General features: G+C 42.3%; 20 protein-coding genes. 6 read left to right on the top strand and 14 right to left on the bottom strand.

Annotated elements, in window-relative coordinates:
- Positions 1-332: 332 nt before the first annotated feature.
- The 4 genes from DRF63_RS09305 (at position 333) to DRF63_RS09290 (ending at position 4,557) form a co-directional block, all read left to right on the top strand.
- Positions 333-2,138 (top strand): PTS ascorbate-specific subunit IIBC, encoded by a 1,806-nt coding sequence (locus DRF63_RS09305; RefSeq protein WP_005599174.1) that lies wholly within the window; start codon positions 333-335, stop codon positions 2,136-2,138.
- Between the two features lie 77 nt (positions 2,139-2,215).
- On the top strand, positions 2,216-2,683 hold the full coding sequence (locus tag DRF63_RS09300) for a PTS sugar transporter subunit IIA (RefSeq protein WP_005599172.1): 468 nt from the start codon (positions 2,216-2,218) through the stop codon (positions 2,681-2,683).
- Between the two features lie 70 nt (positions 2,684-2,753).
- The gene (locus DRF63_RS09295; RefSeq protein ID WP_005599170.1) at positions 2,754-3,434 is read left to right on the top strand and encodes a 3-keto-L-gulonate-6-phosphate decarboxylase UlaD; all 681 of its coding nucleotides are present in this window, start codon (positions 2,754-2,756) and stop codon (positions 3,432-3,434) included.
- A gap of 160 nt (positions 3,435-3,594) precedes the next feature.
- On the top strand, positions 3,595-4,557 hold the full coding sequence (locus DRF63_RS09290; RefSeq protein ID WP_005599168.1) for a hypothetical protein: 963 nt from the start codon (positions 3,595-3,597) through the stop codon (positions 4,555-4,557).
- 68 nt (positions 4,558-4,625) lie between these two features.
- On the opposite strand, the gene DRF63_RS09285 is transcribed toward DRF63_RS09290, so the two are convergent.
- From DRF63_RS09285 to DRF63_RS09220, 14 genes are all read right to left on the bottom strand, one after another.
- Entirely contained in the window at positions 4,626-5,846 is a 1,221-nt protein-coding gene (locus DRF63_RS09285; RefSeq protein WP_005599166.1) for a capsule biosynthesis protein, read from the bottom strand.
- A 22-nt stretch (positions 5,847-5,868) separates the two neighbouring features.
- A complete protein-coding gene (locus DRF63_RS09280; protein WP_005599164.1) occupies positions 5,869-7,938 on the bottom strand; it encodes a capsular polysaccharide biosynthesis protein in 2,070 nt (689 codons plus the stop codon).
- Positions 7,939-8,070: 132 nt separating this feature from the next.
- On the bottom strand, positions 8,071-8,907 hold the full coding sequence (locus tag DRF63_RS09275; protein WP_043991916.1) for a cysteine ABC transporter substrate-binding protein: 837 nt from the start codon (positions 8,905-8,907) through the stop codon (positions 8,071-8,073).
- A gap of 60 nt (positions 8,908-8,967) precedes the next feature.
- Positions 8,968-9,699, bottom strand: a complete 732-nt coding sequence (locus tag DRF63_RS09270) for an amino acid ABC transporter ATP-binding protein (protein WP_005599160.1) — start codon at positions 9,697-9,699, stop codon at positions 8,968-8,970.
- Positions 9,700-10,164: an ABC transporter permease subunit gene (locus tag DRF63_RS09265; RefSeq protein ID WP_005599158.1), complete on the bottom strand. Its 465-nt coding sequence runs from the start codon at positions 10,162-10,164 to the stop codon at positions 9,700-9,702.
- On the bottom strand, positions 10,154-10,813 hold the full coding sequence (locus DRF63_RS09260; protein ID WP_005599156.1) for an amino acid ABC transporter permease: 660 nt from the start codon (positions 10,811-10,813) through the stop codon (positions 10,154-10,156). The genes DRF63_RS09265 and DRF63_RS09260 overlap by 11 nt, the downstream gene beginning before the upstream one ends.
- Positions 10,814-11,022: 209 nt before the next feature.
- Positions 11,023-11,664: a YagU family protein gene (locus tag DRF63_RS09255; protein ID WP_005599154.1), complete on the bottom strand. Its 642-nt coding sequence runs from the start codon at positions 11,662-11,664 to the stop codon at positions 11,023-11,025.
- Positions 11,665-11,860: 196 nt separating this feature from the next.
- Positions 11,861-13,012 carry a lactaldehyde reductase gene (fucO, locus tag DRF63_RS09250; protein ID WP_005599152.1) on the bottom strand — a complete coding sequence of 384 codons (1,152 nt, stop codon included), beginning with the start codon at positions 13,010-13,012 and terminating at the stop codon, positions 11,861-11,863.
- A gap of 119 nt (positions 13,013-13,131) precedes the next feature.
- Positions 13,132-14,421: an L-fucose:H+ symporter permease gene (gene fucP, locus DRF63_RS09245; RefSeq protein ID WP_005599150.1), complete on the bottom strand. Its 1,290-nt coding sequence runs from the start codon at positions 14,419-14,421 to the stop codon at positions 13,132-13,134.
- Positions 14,422-14,475: 54 nt separating this feature from the next.
- Positions 14,476-15,126, bottom strand: a complete 651-nt coding sequence (locus tag DRF63_RS09240) for an L-fuculose-phosphate aldolase (protein WP_043991912.1) — start codon at positions 15,124-15,126, stop codon at positions 14,476-14,478.
- A 51-nt stretch (positions 15,127-15,177) separates the two neighbouring features.
- Entirely contained in the window at positions 15,178-15,612 is a 435-nt protein-coding gene (gene fucU / locus DRF63_RS09235) for an L-fucose mutarotase (protein WP_005599146.1), read from the bottom strand.
- A 134-nt stretch (positions 15,613-15,746) separates the two neighbouring features.
- Positions 15,747-17,180 (bottom strand): L-fuculokinase, encoded by a 1,434-nt coding sequence (gene fucK, locus DRF63_RS09230; protein ID WP_005599144.1) that lies wholly within the window; start codon positions 17,178-17,180, stop codon positions 15,747-15,749.
- A 76-nt stretch (positions 17,181-17,256) separates the two neighbouring features.
- Positions 17,257-19,023 carry an L-fucose isomerase gene (gene fucI / locus DRF63_RS09225; RefSeq protein ID WP_005599141.1) on the bottom strand — a complete coding sequence of 589 codons (1,767 nt, stop codon included), beginning with the start codon at positions 19,021-19,023 and terminating at the stop codon, positions 17,257-17,259.
- Positions 19,024-19,244: 221 nt separating this feature from the next.
- Entirely contained in the window at positions 19,245-19,880 is a 636-nt protein-coding gene (locus tag DRF63_RS09220; protein WP_005599139.1) for a DeoR/GlpR family DNA-binding transcription regulator, read from the bottom strand.
- A 226-nt stretch (positions 19,881-20,106) separates the two neighbouring features.
- Here DRF63_RS09220 and purL point away from each other — a divergent pair, with 226 nt between their 5' ends.
- Together purL and DRF63_RS09210 are read left to right on the top strand one after the other, a co-directional pair.
- Positions 20,107-24,003, top strand: a complete 3,897-nt coding sequence (purL, locus tag DRF63_RS09215; RefSeq protein ID WP_005599136.1) for a phosphoribosylformylglycinamidine synthase — start codon at positions 20,107-20,109, stop codon at positions 24,001-24,003.
- A 56-nt stretch (positions 24,004-24,059) separates the two neighbouring features.
- The gene (locus DRF63_RS09210; protein WP_005599134.1) at positions 24,060-24,701 is read left to right on the top strand and encodes a DUF6037 family protein; all 642 of its coding nucleotides are present in this window, start codon (positions 24,060-24,062) and stop codon (positions 24,699-24,701) included.
- The last annotated feature ends 105 nt before the right edge of the window (positions 24,702-24,806 follow it).

The raw sequence follows: 24,806 nt of genomic DNA, 5'->3' as shown, positions 1-24,806 counted from the left end.
GTAATTAGTCTTTTCCATTAAGAAAATATTTTCTTTATAAAACAAACAGATAATCATATCTATATGAAATATAAGCATAATTTCCTCAGTTACAAAGAAAGACGATACATTTTATTAACATATGAACATAAAAATCATATAAATGAAAAATAAAATGTGATCTTGCTCACAAATAATCAAGAATAATCTTTTTAGTTCTATTGTAACTGTTTATCATTTACACGGTAGGCACAGATGTTTATGCCATTTTGTATTTAACTTAACCAATCTAAAAACACTGAGATCTTCCAAATCTCATCATTCTTACTCAACATAGAACAGAGAGGCTCACTATGGATACATTAATGAGTATCTTTATGGCAATTAATGACCAAATACTATCGAAAGCACCGCTATTGCTCGGTCTTGTCGCTTGTATCGGTTATATATTCCTCAAAAAAGATTCAACCACCATTTTAAAAGGTACGATTAAAACGATTGTTGGCTTTATGTTAGTACAAGTCGGTTCGGGTACGCTTGTACAAAACTTTAAACCGGTTATCGAAGGTTTATCCAAATACCATAATCTTAAAGGTGCGGTGATTGACCCTTACACAAGCTGGCAAGCGACCATCAGTACTATGGGCGACGCTTATGCGTATGTCGGATATGCAGTAATTTTGGCGTTATTCCTTAACATCTTATTAGTGCTGTTCAGACACTTTACCGGTATTCGTACCATTATGCTTACCGGTCATATAATGTTCCAACAAGCGGGCTTAATTGCGGTGGTATTCTGGTTACTCGGTTCAAAACCTTGGGAAGTGGTCGTTTATACCGCTATTATCATGGCGTTATATTGGGGCATCTTCTCTAATATGATGTACCAAGCCACCCAACAAATTACCGGCGGCGCAGGTTTCTCTATCGGTCACCAACAACAATTCGCTTCTTGGTTAGCGGCAAAAGTCGCACCGAAATTAGGTAAAAAAGAAGAGAGCGTGGACAAACTCGACTTACCGAAATGGTTACACATTTTCCACGACAGTATCTCTGCAACCGCTATCGTGATGACCGTGTTCTTCGGTATCATCTTAATGTCATTCGGTTTGGATAACTTGCAACAAATGGCGGGTAAAACCCACTGGACGATTTACATCTTTGAAACCGGCTTAAAATTTGCGGTGGCTATCCAAGTTATCGTATTAGGCGTACGTATGTTCGTGGCGGAATTATCCGAGTCGTTCAAAGGGATTTCCGAACGTTTAATTCCGAATGCGGTATTAGCGATTGACTGTGCGGCAACTTATGCATTCTCGCCAAATGCAGTGGTATTCGGTTTTATGTGGGGTGCAATCGGTCAATTCGTTGCGGTCGGATTATTAATCGCTTATCAACAATTCGGCGGCGACGCTTCGGCTGCGGTGTTAATTATCCCGGGCTTTATCCCGATGTTCTTCTCTAACGCGACAATCGGCGTATTCGCAAACCACTTCGGCGGCTGGAAAGCGGTGATGAAAATCTGTTTCGTGATGGGTATCATCGAGGTGCTCGGTTCAGCCTGGGTGGTAAGCTTAATTACCGGCACTGAAGGCGGCGCAGGCTTTAACGGCTGGATGGGTATGGCGGACTGGGCGTTATTATTCCCACCGATTATCCAAGGTATGTTCTTTAGCCCTGCCGGTGCAACCTTCGTGTGTATCGCTTTAGCCCTTGTCTATATGGCGTTTGCCGGTAAACAATTACGTGCCGATGAAGCGAGAGCGAAAGCGGAAGGTAAAACCGTAGACCAATTATACGGCTTCGGCGAACCGATTGAAGAAGAAGTTCCGGCACAAGCGGAAACAGACAATACGCAAAGCGAAACCAAAGCGGTACGTATTTTAGCGGTATGCGGTTCCGGTCAGGGTTCATCCATGATGATGAAAATGAAAATTAAACAATATCTTGATAAACGCGGCGTACCGAATATTATGGACTCTTGCGCAGTAACCGATCATAAAGGTAAAGTCGGTTCGGTGGATATTATTGTATGTTCTAAACACTTACAAAATGAGATTGTGGCAAATGAACATATCTCGGTCTTAGGCGTACAAAATATGTTAAATCCGAATACCTTCGGTGAAGAGTTATTGGCTCTGATCAAAAAATATCAATAATCTGACATCCGCCTCTTAACGGAGGCGGGTTTATTTCCGATTAAATTAAACTTATCCAACTTAAAGGAAGCAAAGCTATGTTAAAAGAATCGCTTATCGAAAATAATTCAATCCTTTTAAATCAACGTGCGGCGGACTGGAAAGAGGCGATCAAACTAGGTACGGATTTATTAGAAAAATCAGGTGCGATTGAACCTCGTTATTACACCAGTATTATTGAAAATATCGAAAAAATGGGACCTTATATCATTCTTGCACCGGGTTTGGCGATGCCTCACTCTCGTCCGGAAGAAGGGGTAATTAAAACATCGTTCGCTTTAGTTACTTTAGCGGAACCGATTACCTTCGACGGCGAAGACGAACCGGTTTCGGTACTGGTTACCCTTGCGGGCAGCGATTCGGATAAGCATATGGAAGGTTTAATGGAAATTACTCAGGTATTGGACGATCCGGACAGTGATACCGGCGTAGATTTAGCCAAAATCTTACGTTGCCAAACTAAAGAAGACGTTTATGCGGTCATCGATCAAGCATTAGCCGGTTAGAAATTCTCCCTATCTCTGCTTGCGAGAGAGGAATAAAGAACGATTTAACAATTCGTAAAAGGAACAAAATATGTCAAAACCATTACTTCAAATTGCATTAGATTCATTAAGTTTAGAAAAAGCGGTTGCGGATGCGAAACAAGCGGAAAGTGTAGTAGAAATTATTGAGTGCGGTACGATCCTTGCTTGTGCGGAAGGAATGAAAGCGGTTTCCACCTTACGTGCGTTACATCCGAATCATATTATCGTATGCGACTTAAAAACCACCGACGGCGGTGCGATTTTAGCCAAAATGGCATTTGAAGCGGGAGCGGATTGGTTGACCGTTTCGGCGGCGGCGCATCCGGCGACCAAAGCGGCGTGTAAGAAAGTCGCGGACGATTTCAATGCGGCGCATCCGGAACTAAAAGTGAAGAAAGAAATCCAAATCGAAATCTACGGTAACTGGACGGTAGAAAAAGATGCGAAAGAATGGGTTGAATTAGGCGTAAAACAAGCGATTTATCACCGTTCTCGCGATGCGGAATTGGCAGGTAAAGGTTGGACGTCGGAAGATATCGAATTAATGAAACAACTTTCCGCACTCGGCTTAGAACTCTCTATCACCGGCGGCATCGTACCGGAAGATATTCATTTATTTAAAGAAATCAAAAATGCCAAAGCCTTTATCGCAGGTCGTGCTTTAGTCGGCGAAAAAGGTAAACAAACCGCCGAAGCGATTCGTGCCGAAGTGGATAAATACTGGGCTTAATTTCTTTCTCTTTTGAAAAATAACAAGCGGTCGATTTGTAAAAAATTCTTGCAAATCGACCGCTTTCTTATGATTACCGCCGAAATATCACGCATTGCTTTTGAATCACAGGCTAATTTGGATTATGATAGCTTCAAATTTCTTAATGAAGATCACGCCTATGAAACAGCTCAAACTTACCTGCATCGTATTATCCACCGTACTTTCCGCTCCTGCTTTCGCAAATGAAACAACCGAAACCGAAAACACTTGGGCGGATCAACAACGCAGTTCGATCCGTTCCAAATTACACGACTGGTCAAACGGTATTAACGATTGGCTGGGCGAAACCGATCCGAACAAACCGGCATCGGCAAGTTTGCGAGTAATGTTAGACAATCAATGGAATAAACACGACCGTTTTTCCTATAAACCGCGTGTGCGAGGTAAAATCAGATTACCGGTACTGAAAAAACACGTGAGTGTGGTATTCGGTGATGAAGATTTGGAAAACCAAGCGCGCGATAAAAACCATGTAGGGCAAAATTACCGTAATCTGCCTCGTGATCGTAATTACGACAGCCGTCAGGCACGGAACGATAATGCCTCTATCGGTTTACGTTGGTCAAACGAAATTAAACGTTTAGGCATCGAAAGCGATTTGGACGGCGGGATTCGTTCCGGCGGCGATATTTTCGGACGTTTACGCTTAAGTAAAACATGGGATATTACCGATAATTTCGGTACGCGCTTAGAACAAATTTATCGTTACGGCACCAACAGTAAACATTACCTGCGTACTAATTTAGAAAATCGTTATATTGATAGCGAAAACACCTTCATTATGAACCACACATTCCTACAATATACACATGATGTAGATGAAGAAACCGGCTGGGGAAACAGTTTTTATCGTCAGCATAACTTTACCCCGCTTAAACGTTTAAGCTACGGTATATTTATGGGCGGACGTTTTGATAAAGGTTACTCAAAATTTAACACTTACGGACCATTTATCAGCTATCGCCAACCGATTTTCCGTAATTGGGTGTTTATTCAACCGGAAATCAGTTTCTATAACGATAAAGACAAAGACCGTAATCATTTCATCAATACCTTTATGCGTTTAGAAGTGATCTTTTAGAGAATAGATTAGAAAAGCGGTTATTTTTTGTGAAGATTTTACAAAAAATAACCGCTTGTTGTTTAAGGTTAGCTTTGATTATACGGATAACGCAAAATCACTTTGTTATAGAAGCTACCGTTAATATGCGTTTTATGCAGATGGAATTTTCGGTAGGCATTAAATAATCCGTCATCCGGTTTTTCCGAATTGCTCCAAAAGTCGTCTAAGCTACCTTGATAGGTTAATCCGGCAAAATCATAATTGGCACGACCTAAGGTTTTCACCGGCATATTGTGTAATAACGCCGAAATACCGCTGGTACTGTTTAGCGTGACCATTCCTTTACCGTGACGTAAGAAAACCGGCATCGGTACATCGTGAATATAGTAAATTCGTTTTTTCAGATCGGGATATTGCTCCAGATATTCGTCAATCACTTTACCGTAATCAATAAAGCCGCGGTCCATCGGGTGATGTTTTACGATCAAACGTAGGTGCTTAGGTGCTTTCGTCGCAAAAGATAATAACACTTCGCGTAAAATCTCCTCTACGCTCGAATAATCGCTGTGAACCAGAATTTGGCTATCGTCATAAACCTGTAAAGGCAAAATAAAGAAATCGCCGAATTCCCCTTTTTCTACTCGTTTTGCAAAATTCCAATCATATAGATAATAGTGTAAACGTTTCACTCCGGATATCGACCATAATTTCACATAATATAAGACATTTAATAAACGATGATGGCGATATTTAGGATAATGGTGACGACGATAATAAGCGGAAACGTAATATTGAATCGCCAATTTCGCCATCGGACAAAAGCCTTTTGCGACATGCTGCGGTTTTGCCGGCTCGGGTAAGTTCTCAAATTGAGAGAAATACGTTGCATCACATGGAATCGACGAATAGGCGTTTACCCCGCTTTTTTCAAAAGTAACGTAATTAGGACGGAAATATCCCTCTTCAAACGCCCAGAAACCAACGGATAAAGATTGACATACTTTTTTTGCAATTTTATGGTACTTACGGTTATCGCCGAAACAAATCACCTGATCAATATGATGAGTTTGACAAAAACTCACTAGATAATGATGAAAGTTTTCTAGGCTATCGCGATAAGCAAACGTATTTAAAACGCTATTCGGGTAAAAATATTCATCACCGGCATTTAAATTGATTTTAAATACCGTTTTATTTTGAGTACGTAACCATTCCGACAGATCGGTAAAAAAAGAGCCTATCGGACCTTGTAATAACAGGATTCGATCCGCATTTTCAATCAAATCATCCAAATAATGACTAATCATAGGTAATACTCTTTAAAAATTCTTATTGCAATGTGCGATAAAGCTGTTTCAATTTACCAAACTGTTTGGCGATCCACGGACGTTTAATACCGCTATGTGATAGCTGTTGTTTTTGTTGTTGCAGAATTTCAATCGCTTGTTCCGCATTAATCATTGTCGCATTTTCCGGATCGACATATTGAGGATAATATACCAGTACCGCCGAAATAAGTTCTTCCAAACATAACTTTCTGTGACGACGTTCAAGCGAAAGATAATCTTCGGTTAATCCCCAATTTGAATAAAAAGGCAGTCCGTAACAATGCACGATTTTCCCACGTAATAGAGCTTCGAAACCGGCTAATGAGGTCATCGTATGTACTTCATCAACTTGGTTGATGCAGTCTAAGATATTGGCGTTTTCGACAATTTCATCGGCAAATTCGACCGCTTGTTCGGTCGGTATATGCCCTTGTCGATTACCGCTAACCACATCCGGATGCGGTTTATAAATAATGTAAGCATTAGGATTTAATTCTCTAACCTTACGCAATAAATCCAAATTTTTCTTAATTTCCGGAGAACCGAAACGAATAGAAGCGTCATCTTCCACTTGTCCGGGAACTAAAATGGCGGTCTTATCCGTTACGTTCAATCGGAAACCGCTGTTCCCTACGTTATATTTACCGATATTCGCTTCAATTAAGCGATTCCGTAATTTTTTAGCTAATACCAAATCTTGCTCATTAAATTCCTGACCTAACAAAATTTGTTCTAATCGCGAAGGCGTTTGAGCATTAAAATAAATACCTAGATCATCGATAACTAATGAGAGCGGCGCAACTAAATTAGAACCGAGTCCTACGGAGCGAATAAACCCGTCTTCCATACGTAAAAGCGGAATATGATGCTTTTCAGAATAAGCTAACACTTCCGGTTTTCCTTGGCTCCAAATTAATAATTTAGCATCTTTTTCAAGCGTTCTTTTTTCCAACGTTTTTAATGAGCCGACAAAATGTAACTGGCATAAAGGCAAATTGAAAAACGGCTTAATCACAGCTCGTTTCCATAATGACATTCCAATACAATAGAGATGCCCACCTAAACGTTGATTCAATATTTTCGCTTTGCTCAGATAATCGATAACATCAAAAATCGTACCGACTTTTCCCGAATACGGATTAATATAACGGCTATATTGTAGGTAAGCTGCGGCAAACAATTGCAGAAAAGAACGATTCTCACGACGTTGCGAACGCTTTAACACATCAATATCCGGATGTCTGTCTTCCGTTACTCCCCAGCCGGCAAACCAAGGAATACCAAACGTAATCACCGGTTTACCTAACAGTAGCGCCTCAAATCCCATCTGTGAAGTAACGCAATAGACCTTATCAATCCGATTCAACAGAGAGATCGGATTAACGTCTTCCGCGAATAAACGAATTCGGTTACCGTAACGATGTAAATCGGTTAAATAACCTTTTTTCTTTCCGCTAATTACATCCGGATGCGTTTTTACCCAAATTTGAGCATCGGGATTTTCACCAATCGCCGCATCCAGCATTTGTTGGAAATCGGATTCATTCGCCCGACCGTATTTTACCGCCATATCACCAAAGGTTTGATCTATGACTAATACGATTTCACTTGTTTTCGGTTCATTGGAAACATAATCAAGATTATGGTTATATTTTGATAACTGATGACGAACAATTAGCCGCACGGCTTGCTCCGCCTGTTGAAGATCGGTTGCGCTAAAATGCGAACTGAGAATCAGCTGCTCTAAGCGGGATGAACGTGTCGTGTCGTAATAAATACCGACATCATCATACACAACGGAGAAAGGCGGATAGCCCATAACACCCAGCCCGAGCGAACGTAAAAAACCGTCTTCTAATGCAATATAAGGAAGATAATGTTGTTCGGCATAAGCACGAGCTTTGTCCGCAGAAGGGCGTAATCCCCAACCGATGACATTATCCGCTCGAATCGTTTTGGTCAAACGAGAATAAGAGATTAACTCACTATCATGTAAGAAAGCATTTAAATGAGGGATCTTTAAAATTCCGCGTGAGAAAATTAACGATTTAGTGATAGAACATTGCGCCACTCAAAATCACCTTATTGATTTCTATATATAAATTCCAGTTTACCTTTTAGTGAACGCAAAGTAAATTTAGAGCCAAAGAAAAGCGCAAAGAAACCATGATTTCTTTGCGCTTTTTAGATATAACTCAAATGCTTATTGCGCAAGTAACTCCGGTTTATCGCCGTAAACCGGCACTAACGTTTTCTCATAAGCCGCTTTTAATTTGCCGTTGGTTTTAAATTCGGCAATTTCTTTATTGATCACATCCAACAGAGCTTGATTACCTTTTTGTACCGCCGGAGCGATTTGTTCCGCAGGTCCTACGCTACCGATTGCCACGTCAAAGGTCGGGTTTTCTTTTGCCCACGCCCAAACTAACGCGTTATCGTGGGCTAACGCTACACCGCGTCCGTCTTTCAATGCGTCAAAGGTTTCGGTGTTTTGATCAAACTTCAACAGATTAATTTCCGGGTGATTTTTAGTGAAATAGGCATCGGCAGTTGTGCCTTTATTAACTAATAAGGTTTTACCCTCCAACTGTTTGAGGTCGGTAATTAATGCACCTTTCGGCGAAACAACACCTAATGCTACGTTCATATAAGGTGCGGCAAAATCTACCACTTCCGCACGTTCCGGCGTTTTGGTAAAGTTAGCCAAAATCAAATCAACTTTATTCGATTTCAAATATTCGACACGGTTTGCCGCTTCGGTTAAAACAAACTCCACTTTATCCGGACTACCGAGTAAATCGTTAGCAATTTCTTTGGCAATTTCCACATCAAAACCTTGGTTTTTGCCGTTAGCATCGACATAACCGAACGGTGGTTTATCGCCGAATACACCGATACGAATCACTCCTTTTTCTTTAATTTGCGCCACGCTGTCTTTTGCCGTTGAAGATTGAGCATTGTTAGCATTATCGCATGCGGTTAAGGCAAAAGCGGTAATTGCGGTTGCCAGTAATGTTTTTAATGTTGTGCTTAGTTTCATAAAGATCCCCTCATAAATATATTTTGTAAAAAATTCACGCATTTTGACCGCTTGTATCAATCAATAATCCATACCGTTTAAGAACTGTTTAGCCCGATCGGTTTGCGGTTGTTTGAAAAACTGATGCGGCGGTGCTTGTTCGATAATCACGCCCTTATCCATAAAGACAATCCGATCCGCCACTTTTTCGGCAAAGCTCATTTCGTGGGTAACGATTAGCATCGACATCCCTTCTTCCGCTAATTCGAGTACCACATCCAACACTTCTCTCACCATTTCCGGGTCGAGTGCGGCGGTAATTTCATCGAGTAAAATCACTTCCGGATTCATACACAAGGCACGTACAATCGCAATGCGTTGCTTTTGTCCGCCGGATAATTCTCGAGGAAAAGCGTTTTTGCGATCTAACAAACCGACACGAGCGAGTAATTTATCCGCTTGCGCCTCCACTTCTTGGCGTGAGCGTTTTTGTGCTTTAAGCGGCCCTAATAAAATATTCTCGATCACATTTAAATGGGCGAATAATTCGTAACTTTGGAACACCATACCGACTTTTTGACGAGAGGCTTCCCAGCTTAAATCTTTACCGAATTCGCCGACATCTTGCATCACAATGCTGCCGCCTTGTTTTTCTTCTAAGCCGTTTACACAACGTAATAACGTGCTTTTGCCACAGCCGGAAGGGCCTAAAATCACTACTACTTCGCCTTTAGCTAAGTCCAAATCCAAATTAGGAATGGCAACCGTTTCGCCATATTTTTTATGTAAATTACGGATAGAAAGTAACGCCATTTAGCTCTCCCATTTGTGTTCTAAGCGTGTTGCGAATAAAGATAACGGATAGCAAATCAGAAAATACAGAATAAAAATTAAGCCATAGACAAAAAAGGAGGCACTTGGATTCGTCAATAAAGCGTTCTCAATAATTTGCTGTCCGACTTTAACCATTTCGGCAATACCCCATAAGGTAAATACCCAAATACATACCCAAAAACCGCTGATATGCAGATTAAACCAAGTAGATAGTCCGAAGTAGATCGCAAATAGCCAAACCAAAATCGGCACGATCCGAATAGTTTCTAAATAAAAGCGACAAACGGCACGTACAAAAACATTATTCGCTCGCATCAGTAAGCCGAATAGTGTGCCGAATATCAAGGATAAACCGACCGAAATAAATGAAATCCGGGCGGTTAGCCATAAGCCTTGTGCGAGTCTAGCGGTATTTTGCCCTTCGAATAACCAATCAACCCCCATATTTTGCACTCCGAGCCTTATTTTCAAAGTGGCGGGCCAACAATGAAATCGGCAATAAAATTACTAAATAGCTGGCAAATAATAAGAATAAGGCTTCATTGGTTTTGTAGTCCATGCCGATAATATCTTTGGTGACAAACATTAATTCCGCCACGGCAACCGCACTGATGACCGATGTTTCTTTAATTAAAAACAAAACGTTTGCACCGATAGCCGGAATGGATACCGCCCACGCTTGCGGAAAAATGACATAGCGAAATACTTGAAAACGGTTTAACCCAATCGCTTTTGCCGCTTCGGTTTGCCCTTTCGGCACGGCAAGCAAGCCGGCACGTAACGCTTCCGCCATATAGCTTGCACCAAGAAAAACTAAAGCAATAATCCCGCAGGTAAAACCGTCCCATTTAATGCCGATTTTCGGCAAGCCGTAATAAAGAAAGAAGAGTTGAATGAGCAGAGGAGTATTACGGGATAACTCAATATACCCACGTGCTAATCCGTAAAACGGTTTAACTTGATAAGCGGTAACAATCGCGATCAATAAGCCGAAGATCAACGACAGTAAAATCCCCCAAAACGAAAGCTGGAGGGTAATGATTGCCGCATCAATAAAGCGTGGGATCGCATTAATAACATAAGACCAATTCATAGTAAGTAGTAGGTGAAGTTAAGACAAAACGCTTAAAAACTAGGAAGGATTGTTGATCTAATTAATCGGAAAAGGAAAGTATAAGAAGCTATTTTTTATAATTTTTAGTTATGAATAACCAAAGGTAAAAAATACGAAAAATTCGACCGCTTGTTACGATCAAAAAAGCCGCCTAATAAGGCGGCTCTTTTAAAGTTAATTTATCTAGATTAACGATGCGGTTGATTTAACGGTACTTCCGCATCAGGTTCTTGGGTAATACGGTTACGTAAATCACGACGGATTACCTCAATCGTCCAGAACCAGAAGATATGACCGACTAATTCGGAAATGTGTTCGTATAAAGGCCATTCCGCAACCGGTGGAGTTAAACCTAATGCAGGGAATGTGATGTAGTGTACACAGATATTTGCGATGATACCTGCACCAATACCTTGCCAGAATTTGATTTTCGGGAAAACTTCCGCAACTAAGCAGTAACCGATAGCGAACACTAATGAGAAAATCATATGTGTTACACCGATTGAGTTAAACGTATGATCCGCAAAAGTGAATGCTACAGTGTTATAAGGGTCGATACCGATGTAATCACGTAAGAAAACCGCCGGAGGGTTTAATACCGCACGAGAACATTGTTCTAACGCACCAGCCATCGCTAATGAACCGGAATTTACCGCATCTAAGACTGGTTGCGGACATGCTGCGGTAAATAAATCAACCGGACTACGCGGTGGGAACGGATGTTCCGCACCCCATTTTACGAAGGCTGAAATAATCCCTGCAATGATACCGACGAATACCGCTAAACCGTAACGACGGCGACTAGGATTTGTTTGTTCGAAGAGACCCATAATAAGTTCCTATAAATAAAAAAAGAAAATAAAAAATTTATGGTTTTTTGAAATAACATTCCAAAAACACACGGTTATTCTCTACTCAATTAACATAAGTTTCAATCTATTAATTTTAAACAGGACAATTTTTTTATTTAATAAATAAAAAAACCGGTCAAGTAATTAACCTGACCGGCTGACTTTTTAGAGAGTATTAGTAAGCTAATTTATATACTTCCAGAATTTCTTCCGCCGTACAATCTCTCGGGTTACCCGGGGTACATACGTCGTTAAACGCATCAATAGAAAGCGCAACCAAATCTTCTTCTTTTACTCCGATTTGCGAAAGTTTTTCCGGAATACCGACATCTATCGCAAGCTGTTTTACTGCTGCTACTGCTGCATCCCGGTATTCCGCTTGAGTCATTTCATCCACGCCTTTCACGCCCATCGCGCGTGCGATTTCACGATATTTCTCACCCGTGTAATTTTTATTAAATTCCATCACATAAGGTAATAACACCGCGTTGGCGATACCGTGTGGCGTATCGTAATAAGCAGAAAGAGGATGTGCCATTCCGTGTACTACACCCAAACCGACATTTGAGAAACCCATACCGGCAACATATTGACCAAGAGCCATTCCCTCACGCCCTTGCGGATCATTTTCTACTGCACCACGTAAGCTACGGGAAATAATTTCAATCGCTTTTAAATGTAACGCATCGGTTAGTTCCCACGCCGCTTTAGTAATATAACCTTCAATCGCATGGGTTAAAGCATCCATACCGGTTGCTGCGGTTAAACCTTTCGGCATAGAGGACATCATATCCGGATCAACCACCGCCACCGCAGGTACATCATGTACGTCCACACAAACAAACTTACGTTTTTTCTCTTCATCGGTAATTACGTAATTAATCGTAACCTCTGCCGCCGTACCTGCCGTGGTCGGCACGGCAATAATCGGAATACATTTTTGATGTGTCGGTGCCACACCCTCTAACGATAATACATCGCTAAATTCAGGGTTATTGATGATAATACCGATTGCTTTTGCACTATCAATCGGAGAACCGCCACCGATGGCAATTAGATAATCCGCACTGGATGCTTTAAATTTTTCCACACCCGCTTTAATCACATCGACCGACGGATTGGCTTTTACTTCGTCAAAGATTTCATAAGGTAATCCCGCCGCATCTAATAAATCGGTGACTTTCGAAGCGACGTTATATTTAATTAAATCTTTATCGGTAACGACTAACGCCTTTTTAAAACTGCGACTTTTGACTTCATACACAATGTGTTGAATCGCACCTTTACCGTGGTAACTGGTTTCATTCAAAATCAAACGATTTGACATACAATATTCCTTCTTAAAGTTAAAAATTCATTTTCCGATAAGGAAGGTAAGCGGTCTTATTTTCTGATTTTTTTGCAAATTTTATGGAAAACTCGACCGCTTGATAGCTCCTTTTATAATTATTTGACTAACACTTTCCAGCAACGGAAACCGTAGATAGCGATAGCAACGAAGCAAATTAACGGTAAGATAAAGGAGAAGTTTACCGCCGGCATACCTGCAACCGTACCCATATCGATAATCGCACCTTGAAGCGGCGGCATTAACGCACCACCTACGATAGCCATAACTAAACCTGCCGCACCGAGTGCCGATTCTTCACGTTGTCCGTCAAGTGCAATACCGTAAATGGTCGGGAACATTAGTGACATAAAACCGGAAGTTAATACTAGGCAATATAAGCCGCCCATACCGTCAATAAACATTACTCCTAAGATACTGAAGAAACCGCCGACTGCGAAGAGGAATAACATTAATTCCGCTTTAAGATATTTCATCATTGCGGTACTGATAAAGCGGCTACTGATAAAGAGAGCCATTGCCACGATATTCCAGTTTTGCGCTTCCGCTTTAGTTAAACCGAGGCGTTCCGCATATTGGATAATGAATGTCCAGCACATAATTTGCACACCGACATAGAATACTTGTGCAATCACACCTTCACGGTAACGTGCATTTTTAATTAAACGGCCGAATGATTCTTTAACAGAAATTTTGCCGTGTTCATCCATTTTAGTCGCCGGCATTTTGTAAAGCGCAATAATGATAAACACCACCAATACCACAATACCAATCGCCACATACGGGTTACGAATCATTGCTAAGTCGTTAGTTCTTACTACCGCTTTTTCCGCTGCCGATAAGCTATTGAACAGTAAGTTACCCGCCGCATCGCGTTTTTCCGATTCAAGGTTGGTTAAAACGATTTGTGAAGCGACAAACATACCGGTAATCGAACCGAGCGGGTTAAAAGATTGCGCTAAATTTAAACGACGGGTTGCGGTTGCCGGATCACCCATAGAAAGAATGAACGGGTTCGCCGTAGTTTCCAAGAAAGCTAAACCGAAAGTAAGAATATAAAGCGACCAGAGGAAGAACGAGAACTGTTCATATTTTGCCGCTGGGATAAACAGGAACGCACCAATGGCATATAATGCTAAACCTAATAATACACCCGCTTTATAGCTGTAGCGGCTGGCAAACAATGCGGCGGGAATCGCCATCGTACCGTAACCGCCGTAGAAAGCGAACTGCACCAGAGCGGCCTCGGAAGCCGGAATTTCCATTACGGTTTGGAACACCGCCACCATCGGGTTGGTAATATCATTTGCAAACCCCCAAAGGGCGAATAAGGTGGTGATCAGGATAAATGGCACCACAAATTTTTTCTCAAGAACTTTAGCTGTCATAGGACGTTCCTTTTTAGTTGTTTATGAAGATGTCATTACATTTCTCGATTACATTTATTTTTCTTCGACCCAAGAACCGTAAGATTTGAATTTCTCCAATACGGTTTGCATTTCTTGTTTGGATAAAGTTGGAAGCGGTCTGCCTGTTGCAAGTAGTTTTAAATACCACTCTGCAATTACTTCAACTTCGTGAGCGATACCTAACGCTTTATCCAAGGTTTTATCTGCGGTAATTAAGCCGTGATGCGCGAGTAAAATCGCTTTACTTTGCTTAATCCCTTCACGCACATAATCCGCTAATTTGTGTGTGCCGAAAGTGGCATAAGGCACGCAAGGAATATGATCGGTACCGGTACAGGCAATCATATAGTGGATAGCCGGAATATCTTCGCCGAGGATAGAAGCGGCGGCACAATTTAACGCATGGTTATGCACCACCGCATTTAATTCGGGACGCGCTTCATATACCGCTAAATGGAATTGCCATTCGCTTGACGGGAGCTTTCCTTCTTCATGTTTACCGTCTTTATCTACATAAACAATGCTGTCTTCCGTCATTTGTTCGTACGGCGTACCGGTCGGGGTAATTAGCATACCGTCTTGGTAGCGTACGCTGACATTGCCTGCCGTCCCTTGGTTTAAACCGAGACGTGTCATTTCAAGACAAGTATCGATGATTTGTCGAGCTAGTTCTCTGCGATTCATAGTGAACTCCTTTAATTTTTTATGATGTATTCTATTGATTGTTTAAAATCTTTATTTAACGGGCGTAACCCCTTTTTTGATGATGATGTTGCCGTATTTCGCCAATTCGCCGGTAATCACCACCGCATAAGCGGTTTTCGCACGATCGTAAAAAGCAAAGCGTTCTACTCGCTCGATTTTCGGGGTGCTGCCGTTTACTTTTTTAATTGCGGCTAAATAACGTTCTTCGACACTCGGATCCAACGTGTCGCCCGGTACGGCTTGCATCATTGCTAACGGGGCTTCGACATACTGGTCGAATTCAAACAACGCCGAAATTCCTTCTAATAAAGTGGCAACACCGATACCGTCCGCACGAATCACTTTGGAATGAATCGAATGCGCCGGAAAGTGCGCATCGGAAAGGACTAATTCGTCACCGTGCCCCATTTCCGCTAACGCTTTGAGTAATTCCGGAGAAATTGCCGGATGAATACCTTTTAACATCTTGAACTCCTGTTTTTTCCTAGAACGAATGCCTAAATTTTCACCAAGCGGTCGTTTTTGGGCAGCACTTCACAAAGCCGGCAAGAAATTCGATCGCTTGCAGCTAATATAGATAGGGATTCGTAACTTAATGATTATTGATAAAACTGACTGTTAGTTGATGGTTCTACTCGTTGTACATTCGGTTTCATTGCCTGTTGCGCTTGTTCCGGCGAGGAGAAGACCCCCGCACCGGCAAAAGTAAACATTGCCGCACCCAACACGGTACTTTCAGGGAAATCCACCACATCAAGCGGTCGATTTAATACATCGGCACGTATTTGATTCCAAAGGGCGTTTTTCGAGCCGCCGCCGACACAAATTAAACTTTCCGCATTAAATTGACCGACCTGTTCTAGAACGGCTAAGCCTGCTTTCAAGCGATACGCCATATATTCCAATCCGGCACGGTAAATTTCGCCGCGGCTTGTATGCATGGACAAACCGGTAATCGATCCGCTTTCCGTCGTCGTACCGTCAAAATTACCAACTAATTTCACACCGTTTGCACCAGCCGGTACCGATTGAGCTTCGGAGATCATCGTGCCGTAATAATTATCTTGACCGGCTACATCGGCAAAGAAACGTTTGCCCAACCATTCCATCACACCGGATGCAACCCATTGCACGCCGGGGTTGAAACCACCGGATTGACTGTCAAATTCAATCGTCAAACCTTGCTCAACAAATTTCCATTCAGGTTTAGCTTGTTGGCAACGCGACATTAAAATTTCCCAAGTTCCCGAACTTAATACCGGTTGGTTATAACCTGCACCGGAGCCGAAAATGGCGAATTGCGTATCATGACCGCAAGAAATTACCGGAATTTGATCGCTTAAACCTAACTCATCGGCTAATGTTGTTTTTAAAGTACCGATAACTTCGCCGGCACTTTTCATTGGTGGGAAATGCGCTTCGGTTAAGCCCAATAATGAGAGAACCTCTTTATCCCAATCATCGTTTTCAATATTGGTCATCATGGAAGTTCCCGCCATAGTGCGGTCGGTACTTTGCACTCCGGTTAGGCGATAGGTCAAAATAGAAGAGATAAATAAGAAACTGTCCGCCTGCGCATAAAGTTCAGGTTTATGTTGTTTCAACCATAATAATTTGAATAAAGTGTTAAAACTGTAATGCCCTACCCCGTTACGTTGATAAAGTGCTTCTACATCAATTTTATCGGCAAGTTCCGCCATAATCGGTAACGTACGCGGGCATTTCCAAGAAATAATCGGATAAAGCTGGTTGCCGGCTTTATCAAAAATCGTGCCGTCCACGCCAAAGATCGTCACGGAAATCCCTACGATAGATTGGCGTTGTTGCGCTGAAAGTTGTGAAAGGGTGCTTTTTGCACAAGTCATCAATTTTTGCCAAATTTCTTCAATATCCCAAATATGATAATCAGGGTTTTCCTCCCCGGCTTGGGTATTATTGGCAAGATGGTGCATGGCAAGAATTTTGCCGTGTTGATCAATGGCGATCGTACGCAAATTAGTTGCACCGCAGTCAAAAATAAGGGCAATAGACATAAATATTATTCTCCCTTTACTTCCATTCTAAAGTGGGTAACACCCCTCTCCCGTAGAGGGAGAGGGAGGATATGTTTTATTTATATAACGGACCAAAGTTTGCACATGCACGGTAATCTTGGCCTTCTTTATCTTGACCGAAACCGTTCCATGCACTTGGACGGAATACATCTTTATCTTCGACGTTATGCATACATACCGGAATACGTAACATTGAAGCTAACGTAATTAAGTCCGCACCAACGTGACCGTAAGTCGCTACACAGTGGTTTGCCCCCCAGTTCGCCATCACGCTATATACATCGGTAAACGCACCTTTACCGGTTAAACGAGGAACGAACCAAGTACAAGGCCATGTTTGGTCGGTACGTTTGCTTAAGGTTTCATGTACGTGTTGAGGTAATTCAACCGACCAACCTTCTGCGATTTGTAGTACCGGACCAAGGCCTTTAATAATATTGATACGGTGCATAGTGAACGGCATACCGCCTTTGGTTAAGAATTGAGAAGATAAACCGCCGCCACGGAAGTATTCGTGTACAGCCGGACACCAACGGGTATTTTCTAAGCAACGTTTACCGTCTTCTTCGGTCACTTCCCAAGCCGGTTTAATGACCGGATTGCCGTCTTTATCCGTATGCTGACCGGTACCGTCTAATGCAGCCGAACCGGAATTTAATAGGTGTAAGAAACCGCTTTCCGGACGCCAACCTGTTACACGTTCAACCGAATCTTCACTCCAATAAGTACGAACGTCTGCGAAAATTTGCGCTTGACCGGTTAATTGATTTGCCAGCAACATACCGACACCGTTTAACGAGTCGTTTTCAGTAGCTAAAATGTGCGGCGCACGTACACCGTTCCAGTCATAGGTTGAATTTAGAATCGCTTCCATAAAGTCGCCGTTCGGTAAATGGTCGGTCCATTGACGTTGTCCTTGGAAACCTGCTGCCACCGCGTTATGACCCATTGATTCTTCTACATAACCGAGTTCGGCTAAACGTGGATTGCCCACCATTAAGTCACGTCCGATAATGGTCATTTTCACCACATCTTCCCAAAGTTTAGCTCGTTCTTCCGGACTACGTTGGTTTTGCGGAGCATTTACATCAATACCGTCTTTGCAATATTGTTCTACCCAGCTCATCGCAAGTTTAAATTCTTCTTCATCGTAAATTTTGCGATCTAAACGGCGTTTAATTTCGGTCATATCAACGTATTCGTTACGCATACCGAGGTATTCTTGGAAGAACGGTTGATTTACGATAGAACCGGCAATCCCCATTGAAACGGAACCGATAGATAAATAAGATTTACCGCGGATATTCGCAACCGCTAAACCGGCACGTGCGAAACGTAATAATTTTTCACGTACGTCGGCAGGAATAGATTGATCATTCGCTTCTTGAACTTCCGTACCGTAGATTGAGAAAGCCGGTAAACCTAATTGGCTGTGTCCTGCTAATGCAGCCGCTAAATACACCGCTCCCGGGCGTTCGGTACCGTTAAAGCCCCAAATCGCTTTCGGCATATGCGGATCCATATCGATGGTTTCAGAACCGTAACACCAGCAAGGAGTAACGGTAATCACTGCACCGACATTTTCAAGTTTAAATTTTTCGGCACAAGCCGCTGCTTCCGCTACGCCACCGATAGTGGTGTCGGCAATCACGCATTCGACAAAATCACCGTTCGGATGGCGAATTTCCGATTGCAATAATTCGGCAACAGCTTTTGCCATATTCATTGTTTGTTCTTCTAAAGACTCACGAACCCCCATACGGCGACCGTCAATTGTAGGGCGGATACCAATTTTTACTGGAGTTGATTTGAGAGTTGTCATAATAAAATCTCCTGATTGGTTAAAAGAAAAGAGAAATGAGTGTTTCGACAAGGGCTATTATGCACACGCAAACTTTTTAACGAAGGAAAACTCCAAACTCGTTAAAGTTTTGTGAGTACGATCACAGAAAAAAGCCGTTTTTTCTAAAAAAAGCCAAAAAACAAATGCCCGATTTTGCAAAAACAGGCAAAAAATCGGGCATTTATTCGCAAAAAGACCAATTAGAGAACAATTTCTATACTATTCTGAGCGCAATAATTTTGGAGTGTTTGAGAGGGAAGTTGATTGACAAATAACTTATCCACTTCGGATAAGTCCGCCATTTTAAACCGATCTTTACGTTCAAGTTTACTATGATCGACTAATAAAAAGACTTGTTTGCTATTCGCTAATAATTTTCGCTTAAAGGCGATATTCACCTCATTGGATTCCCAAATCGCCCCGTCCGCAACACCGGTACAGGAAATAATCGCAATATCAATTTTCAAGCGAGATAACAATTGCTCGGAAAGCGGACCGTAAAACGCATTATATTTTTCAACATAAACGCCGCCGGTCGCAATCGTTTCGATATGCGGTTTATGCGATAGGCTGTAAATAATCCGCATCGAGCTACTGACCACTTTACACGGAATATTCGGAATACGCTGGCGAACATGAAACGAGCGACCGACATCCCGTTGTTTATTGCTTACCGCCCCGCCGTGCGTACGATGTAACAGTCCTTCCGCCGACAACTTATTTAAATCGCGACGCACCGTTTCAACCGAAACATTAAACTGCTCTGCAAGCTCTAATACACTTGCTTGGTGAAATTCTTCCAAATACCTAATAATTAACGAATGACGACTTTCCATAATATTTTAACTAACCGCTTACAAAAATGCGGCTAAATCTAACCGCTTGCCGACTGACTGTCGAGCGACGAAATCCAAATATTAGAGTCCGATCACATTATTTTTAAATCTCTGAGAAAAAGTCGGAACAAGCGGTCGAATTTCCCTAAAATTTTGCAATGCAAACGTTTGCGTTATCCGCTATAATGGTAGAGAATTTTTTTATTTCTCAAATACGGAATCAACAATGACTGTACAAACCTTTCGTGGCTCTCCTGCCCTCTCTGAATTTCGTCTTAACCAATTCCAAACCAAATTCCAACAAAATGCGTTGCCGGTAAAATCGGTCTATGCGGAATATGTGCATTTTGTCGATTTAAACGCACCGCTTAGCGAAGCGCAAACCGCTGAAATTAAAGAGCTTTTACATTATGGTCCGACACTTGCCGAACACGAACCGACCGGCTTTTGTTTAATTGTGACCCCTCGTATCGGTACCATCTCTTCATGGTCTTCAAAAGCGACTGATATTGCGCACAACTGCGGTTTACAAGCGGTAAATCGTATCGAACGTGGTTTAGCTTACTATTTTGAATTCAGCGCGGAGCCGACGGCGGCACAAATTGAAACCTTAAAAGGTTTATTACACGACCGTATGTTAGAAACGGTGTTAGATAACGAAGCGCAAGCGGCAAATTTATTTGCTCAACAGGAGCCGAAGCCGTTTACCACCGTAGATATTTTAAACGGCGGTCGTAAAGCGTTAGAAGAAGCCAACGTGAACTTAGGTTTAGCGTTAGCGGATGATGAAATTGATTATTTAGTTGAAAATTTCACCGCTTTAAATCGTAACCCGAACGACATCGAACTTTATATGTTTGCACAAGCGAACTCGGAACACTGCCGCCACAAAATCTTTAATGCGGATTGGACGATTGACGGTCAAAAACAAGAAAAATCATTATTCAAAATGATTAAAAACACCTTCGAGAAAACGCCTGATTACGTGCTTTCAGCTTATAAAGATAATGCAGCGGTAATGGAAGGTTCGAAAGTCGGTCGTTGGTTCCCGGATCAAGACGGTCAATACCGTGCGCATCAAGAAGATGCACATATCTTAATGAAAGTGGAAACCCATAACCACCCGACAGCTATTTCGCCGTTCCCGGGCGCAGCAACCGGTTCAGGCGGTGAAATTCGTGACGAAGGTGCAACCGGTCGCGGTGCAAAACCAAAAGCAGGTTTAACCGGTTTCTCGGTGTCTAACCTTGTGATTCCAAACTTTGAACAGCCGTGGGAAAACCCACTTTCAAAACCGAATCGTATCGCTTCAGCACTCGATATTATGATTGAAGGCCCATTAGGCGGCGCGGCATTTAACAATGAATTCGGTCGTCCGGCGTTATTAGGTTATTTCCGTACCTATGAAGAAAAAGTAAACAGCTTTGCCGGTGAAGAAGTACGTGGTTACCACAAACCGATTATGCTCGCAGGCGGTATCGGTAATATCCGTGCCGAACACGTGCAAAAAGGCGAAATTCCGGTCGGTGCGAAATTAATCGTGCTTGGTGGTCCGGCAATGAACATCGGCTTAGGTGGTGGTGCGGCTTCGTCTATGGCTTCCGGTAAATCAAAAGAAGATTTGGACTTTGCTTCGGTACAACGTGAAAACCCGGAAATGGAACGCCGTTGCCAAGAAGTGATCGACCGTTGCTGGCAGTTAGGCGAAGATAACCCGATTTTATTTATCCACGACGTAGGTGCGGGCGGTTTATCTAACGCAATGCCGGAATTAGTTCACGACGGTGATCGTGGTGGCAAATTCGATTTACGTAAAATTTTATGTGACGAAAAAGGTATGTCACCGCTTGAGATTTGGTGTAACGAATCGCAAGAACGTTATGTATTAGCGGTTGCGCCGGAAAAATTAGCGTTATTTACCGAATTATGTGAGCGTGAACGTGCTCCATTTGCGGTGATCGGTGAAGCGACTGAAGAGAAACATTTAACCCTTAAAGACGATCATTTCGGCAATAACCCGATTGATTTACCGATGAACGTGTTACTCGGTAAAACCCCGAAAATGCACCGTGAGGCTTCGTCAAAAACTGTTGAAAATCAACCGCTTGATAGCCAACACATCCAATTAAAAGAAGCGCTACATCGTGTGTTACGTTTACCGGTTGTCGCAGAAAAAACCTTCTTAATCACCATTGGTGACCGTACGGTAACCGGTATGGTGGCACGTGATCAGATGGTCGGCCCGTGGCAAATTCCGGTAGCGGACTGCGCGGTAACCACGGCAAGTTTAGACAGCTACCACGGTGAAGCAATGTCGATGGGCGAACGTGCGCCGGTTGCCTTATTAGATTTCGGTGCGTCTGCACGCCTTGCGGTGGCAGAATCGATCACCAATATTGCTGCAACTAATATCGGTGAATTAAAACGCATCAAACTTTCAGCAAACTGGATGTCTGCGGCTGGCCACGAAGGTGAAGATGCCGGTCTTTATGAAGCGGTAAAAGCAGTCGGTGAAGAACTTTGCCCGGCGTTAGGCATTACGATTCCGGTGGGGAAAGACTCAATGTCAATGCGCACTACATGGGAAGAAAATGGTGAGCAAAAATCGGTAACTGCACCGCTTTCATTAGTGATTTCGGCATTCGCTCGTGTGGAAGACGTACGTAAAACCGTTACACCACAGCTACGTACCGATAAAGGCCTATCAAGCCTATTATTAATTGACTTAGGTGAAGGCAAAAACCGTTTAGGCGCAACCGCATTAGCGCAAGTTTACAAACAACTCGGTGACAAACCGGCGGACGTTGTGAATGTAGAAAGCCTCAAAAACTTCTTTAATGCAATGCAGACTTTAGTGGCGGAAGACAAATTACTTGCTTACCACGACCGTTCGGACGGTGGTTTAATTACCACGCTTGCGGAAATGGCATTTGCCGGCAACTGCGGCGTAGAAATTGATATTTCAGCGTTAGGCGATGACGATTTAGCGGTATTGTTCAATGAAGAACTTGGTGCGGTTATTCAAGTAAAAGATGCGGATTTAGCCCGTGTGCGTGAAGTATTAAATGCACATAATTTACTGGGCTTAACCAAAGATTTAGGTACGGTACACGAAGACGATCGCTTTGTGATTAGCCGTGGCAGCCTCAAACTTCTTAACGAAAAACGTTCGGAATTACGTGGAATTTGGGCAGAATTAACCCACCAAATGCAACGTTTACGTGATAATCCGGAATGTGCGGATCAAGAGTTTGAAACCAAAAAAGACCCGAACAACAAAGGTTTATCAACCTTCTTAACCTATGATGTAAATGAAGATATTACCGCACCGTTTATCAATAAAGGTGTAAAACCGACTATCGCTATCTTGCGTGAACAAGGCGTAAATAGCCACTACGAAATGGCGGCAGCATTCGACCGTGCCGGCTTTAATGCGATTGACGTTCATATGTCAGACTTAATGGCGGGTAGAAGAAATCTTAAAGATTTCAATGCGTTAGTTGCGTGTGGCGGCTTCTCTTACGGTGACGTACTCGGTGCCGGCGGCGGTTGGGCGAAATCGATTTTATTCAACCCAATGTTGCGTGAACAGTTCAGCCAATTCTTTGCGAATCCGAATACGCTTGCATTAGGTGTATGTAACGGTTGCCAGATGGTTTCGAACCTTGCGGAAATTATCCCGGGTACAGAAAACTGGCCACGTTTTGTACGTAACAAATCGGAACGCTTCGAAGCACGTGTTGGTTTAGTGAAAATCAACGAAACCAACAGCCTCTGGTTCCAAGGTATGGCGGGTTCACACATGCCGATTGCCGTTTCACACGGTGAAGGTCAAGTGGAATTCAAATCGGCACAACAACTTGCCGGCTTAACCGAACAGAACCTTGTCATCGCACAATATATCGATAACAACTTACAACCGACCGAAGTTTACCCGGCTAACCCGAACGGCTCGGTAAACGGCATTACCGCAATCTCAAACTCAGACGGACGTGTCGCCATTATGATGCCACACCCAGAACGTGTTTACCGCGCAGTCAGCAACTCATGGCACCCAGAAGATTGGAGCGAAGACGGTGCGTGGATGAGATTGTTTAGAAATGCGAGGGTTGCGTTGAAGTAATAATTATTTAGAAGGGTAATAGTTTCTACTATTATCCTTTTTTATAGGAGTTTTATATGCCAATTAGATTCCAAAATTTACCATTGTTATTAAATAGCATGAATCAGTTAGGCTGGGTTATTGATGCCTTTAGATTTGGATATAATAATGTACAGACTATCGTAATTCTGCGGTTATATGCTGATAATGAACATAAACCTAATATATATGCTCAAGCTAAATTAGAGTTTATTGATGTGAATGATGTGAATCATAGTATTGAAGCATATTGTGATTTTTATGAAGTACACTTTCATAATACGCATCAATTCTGTCACTTTTTCAATATACAACCAGAAAATGGAGGTCATTGGAGAGATATATTTGTTCAGTTTGCAGAGCTATTTTCAGATGTTATTCCGCAAGAAAAAATAATACAAAGAAATAATGTGTTAGAAAACCAATTAATGGTTCGTAGACTTGAGCCAAATAATCCTAATGCTATTTATTGTTATGATGTACGACGAAATGGGCATAGGGAAAATGGTTTACTTAATGTTAGAAGTCTTGAGAATAGCAATAAGGCGGAATTATTACGTCCTATTTTATATGCTCATTTTAGAGCGGATACTAATCTAAGTTTTTTCTTTAGTGAAGATCCGAATGATGAAATGAATGATATGGAAATTATAGAGCGTTTTGCAAATCGAAATAGATAGTTTTATAAACAACAAGCGGTTGGAACTGCAAAAAATCTTGCAAACTCAACCGCTTGTTGTTTTTACTCCAGCCCAAACTGAGCATATAACCACGTACGAGCCGTA

The sequence above is a fragment of the Actinobacillus pleuropneumoniae genome, from assembly GCF_003290385.1.
Taxonomy (GTDB): domain Bacteria; phylum Pseudomonadota; class Gammaproteobacteria; order Enterobacterales; family Pasteurellaceae; genus Actinobacillus; species Actinobacillus lignieresii.
The sequence above is the reverse complement of the archived record's forward strand: the minus strand, read 5'-3'. Positions and strand labels throughout refer to the sequence as shown.

Excerpts from the sequence above, each read along its gene's own strand:
- DRF63_RS09305 (WP_005599174.1), top strand. The coding sequence starts at position 333 with ATGGATACATTAATGAGTATCTTTATGGCAATTAATGACCAAATACTA.
- DRF63_RS09300 (WP_005599172.1), top strand. The coding sequence starts at position 2,216 with ATGTTAAAAGAATCGCTTATCGAAAATAATTCAATCCTTTTAAATCAA.
- DRF63_RS09295 (WP_005599170.1), top strand. The coding sequence starts at position 2,754 with ATGTCAAAACCATTACTTCAAATTGCATTAGATTCATTAAGTTTAGAA.
- DRF63_RS09290 (WP_005599168.1), top strand. The coding sequence starts at position 3,595 with ATGAAACAGCTCAAACTTACCTGCATCGTATTATCCACCGTACTTTCC.
- DRF63_RS09285 (WP_005599166.1), bottom strand. The coding sequence starts at position 5,846 with ATGATTAGTCATTATTTGGATGATTTGATTGAAAATGCGGATCGAATC.
- DRF63_RS09275 (WP_043991916.1), bottom strand. The coding sequence starts at position 8,907 with ATGAAACTAAGCACAACATTAAAAACATTACTGGCAACCGCAATTACC.
- DRF63_RS09270 (WP_005599160.1), bottom strand. The coding sequence starts at position 9,699 with ATGGCGTTACTTTCTATCCGTAATTTACATAAAAAATATGGCGAAACG.
- DRF63_RS09265 (WP_005599158.1), bottom strand. The coding sequence starts at position 10,164 with ATGGGGGTTGATTGGTTATTCGAAGGGCAAAATACCGCTAGACTCGCA.
- DRF63_RS09260 (WP_005599156.1), bottom strand. The coding sequence starts at position 10,813 with ATGAATTGGTCTTATGTTATTAATGCGATCCCACGCTTTATTGATGCG.
- DRF63_RS09255 (WP_005599154.1), bottom strand. The coding sequence starts at position 11,664 with ATGGGTCTCTTCGAACAAACAAATCCTAGTCGCCGTCGTTACGGTTTA.
- fucO (WP_005599152.1), bottom strand. The coding sequence starts at position 13,012 with ATGTCAAATCGTTTGATTTTGAATGAAACCAGTTACCACGGTAAAGGT.
- fucP (WP_005599150.1), bottom strand. The coding sequence starts at position 14,421 with ATGACAGCTAAAGTTCTTGAGAAAAAATTTGTGGTGCCATTTATCCTG.
- DRF63_RS09240 (WP_043991912.1), bottom strand. The coding sequence starts at position 15,126 with ATGAATCGCAGAGAACTAGCTCGACAAATCATCGATACTTGTCTTGAA.
- fucU (WP_005599146.1), bottom strand. The coding sequence starts at position 15,612 with ATGTTAAAAGGTATTCATCCGGCAATTTCTCCGGAATTACTCAAAGCG.
- fucK (WP_005599144.1), bottom strand. The coding sequence starts at position 17,180 with ATGTCTATTGCCCTTATTTTTGACTGCGGTGCAACTAATTTGCGTACG.
- fucI (WP_005599141.1), bottom strand. The coding sequence starts at position 19,023 with ATGACAACTCTCAAATCAACTCCAGTAAAAATTGGTATCCGCCCTACA.
- DRF63_RS09220 (WP_005599139.1), bottom strand. The coding sequence starts at position 19,880 with ATGGAAAGTCGTCATTCGTTAATTATTAGGTATTTGGAAGAATTTCAC.
- purL (WP_005599136.1), top strand. The coding sequence starts at position 20,107 with ATGACTGTACAAACCTTTCGTGGCTCTCCTGCCCTCTCTGAATTTCGT.
- DRF63_RS09210 (WP_005599134.1), top strand. The coding sequence starts at position 24,060 with ATGCCAATTAGATTCCAAAATTTACCATTGTTATTAAATAGCATGAAT.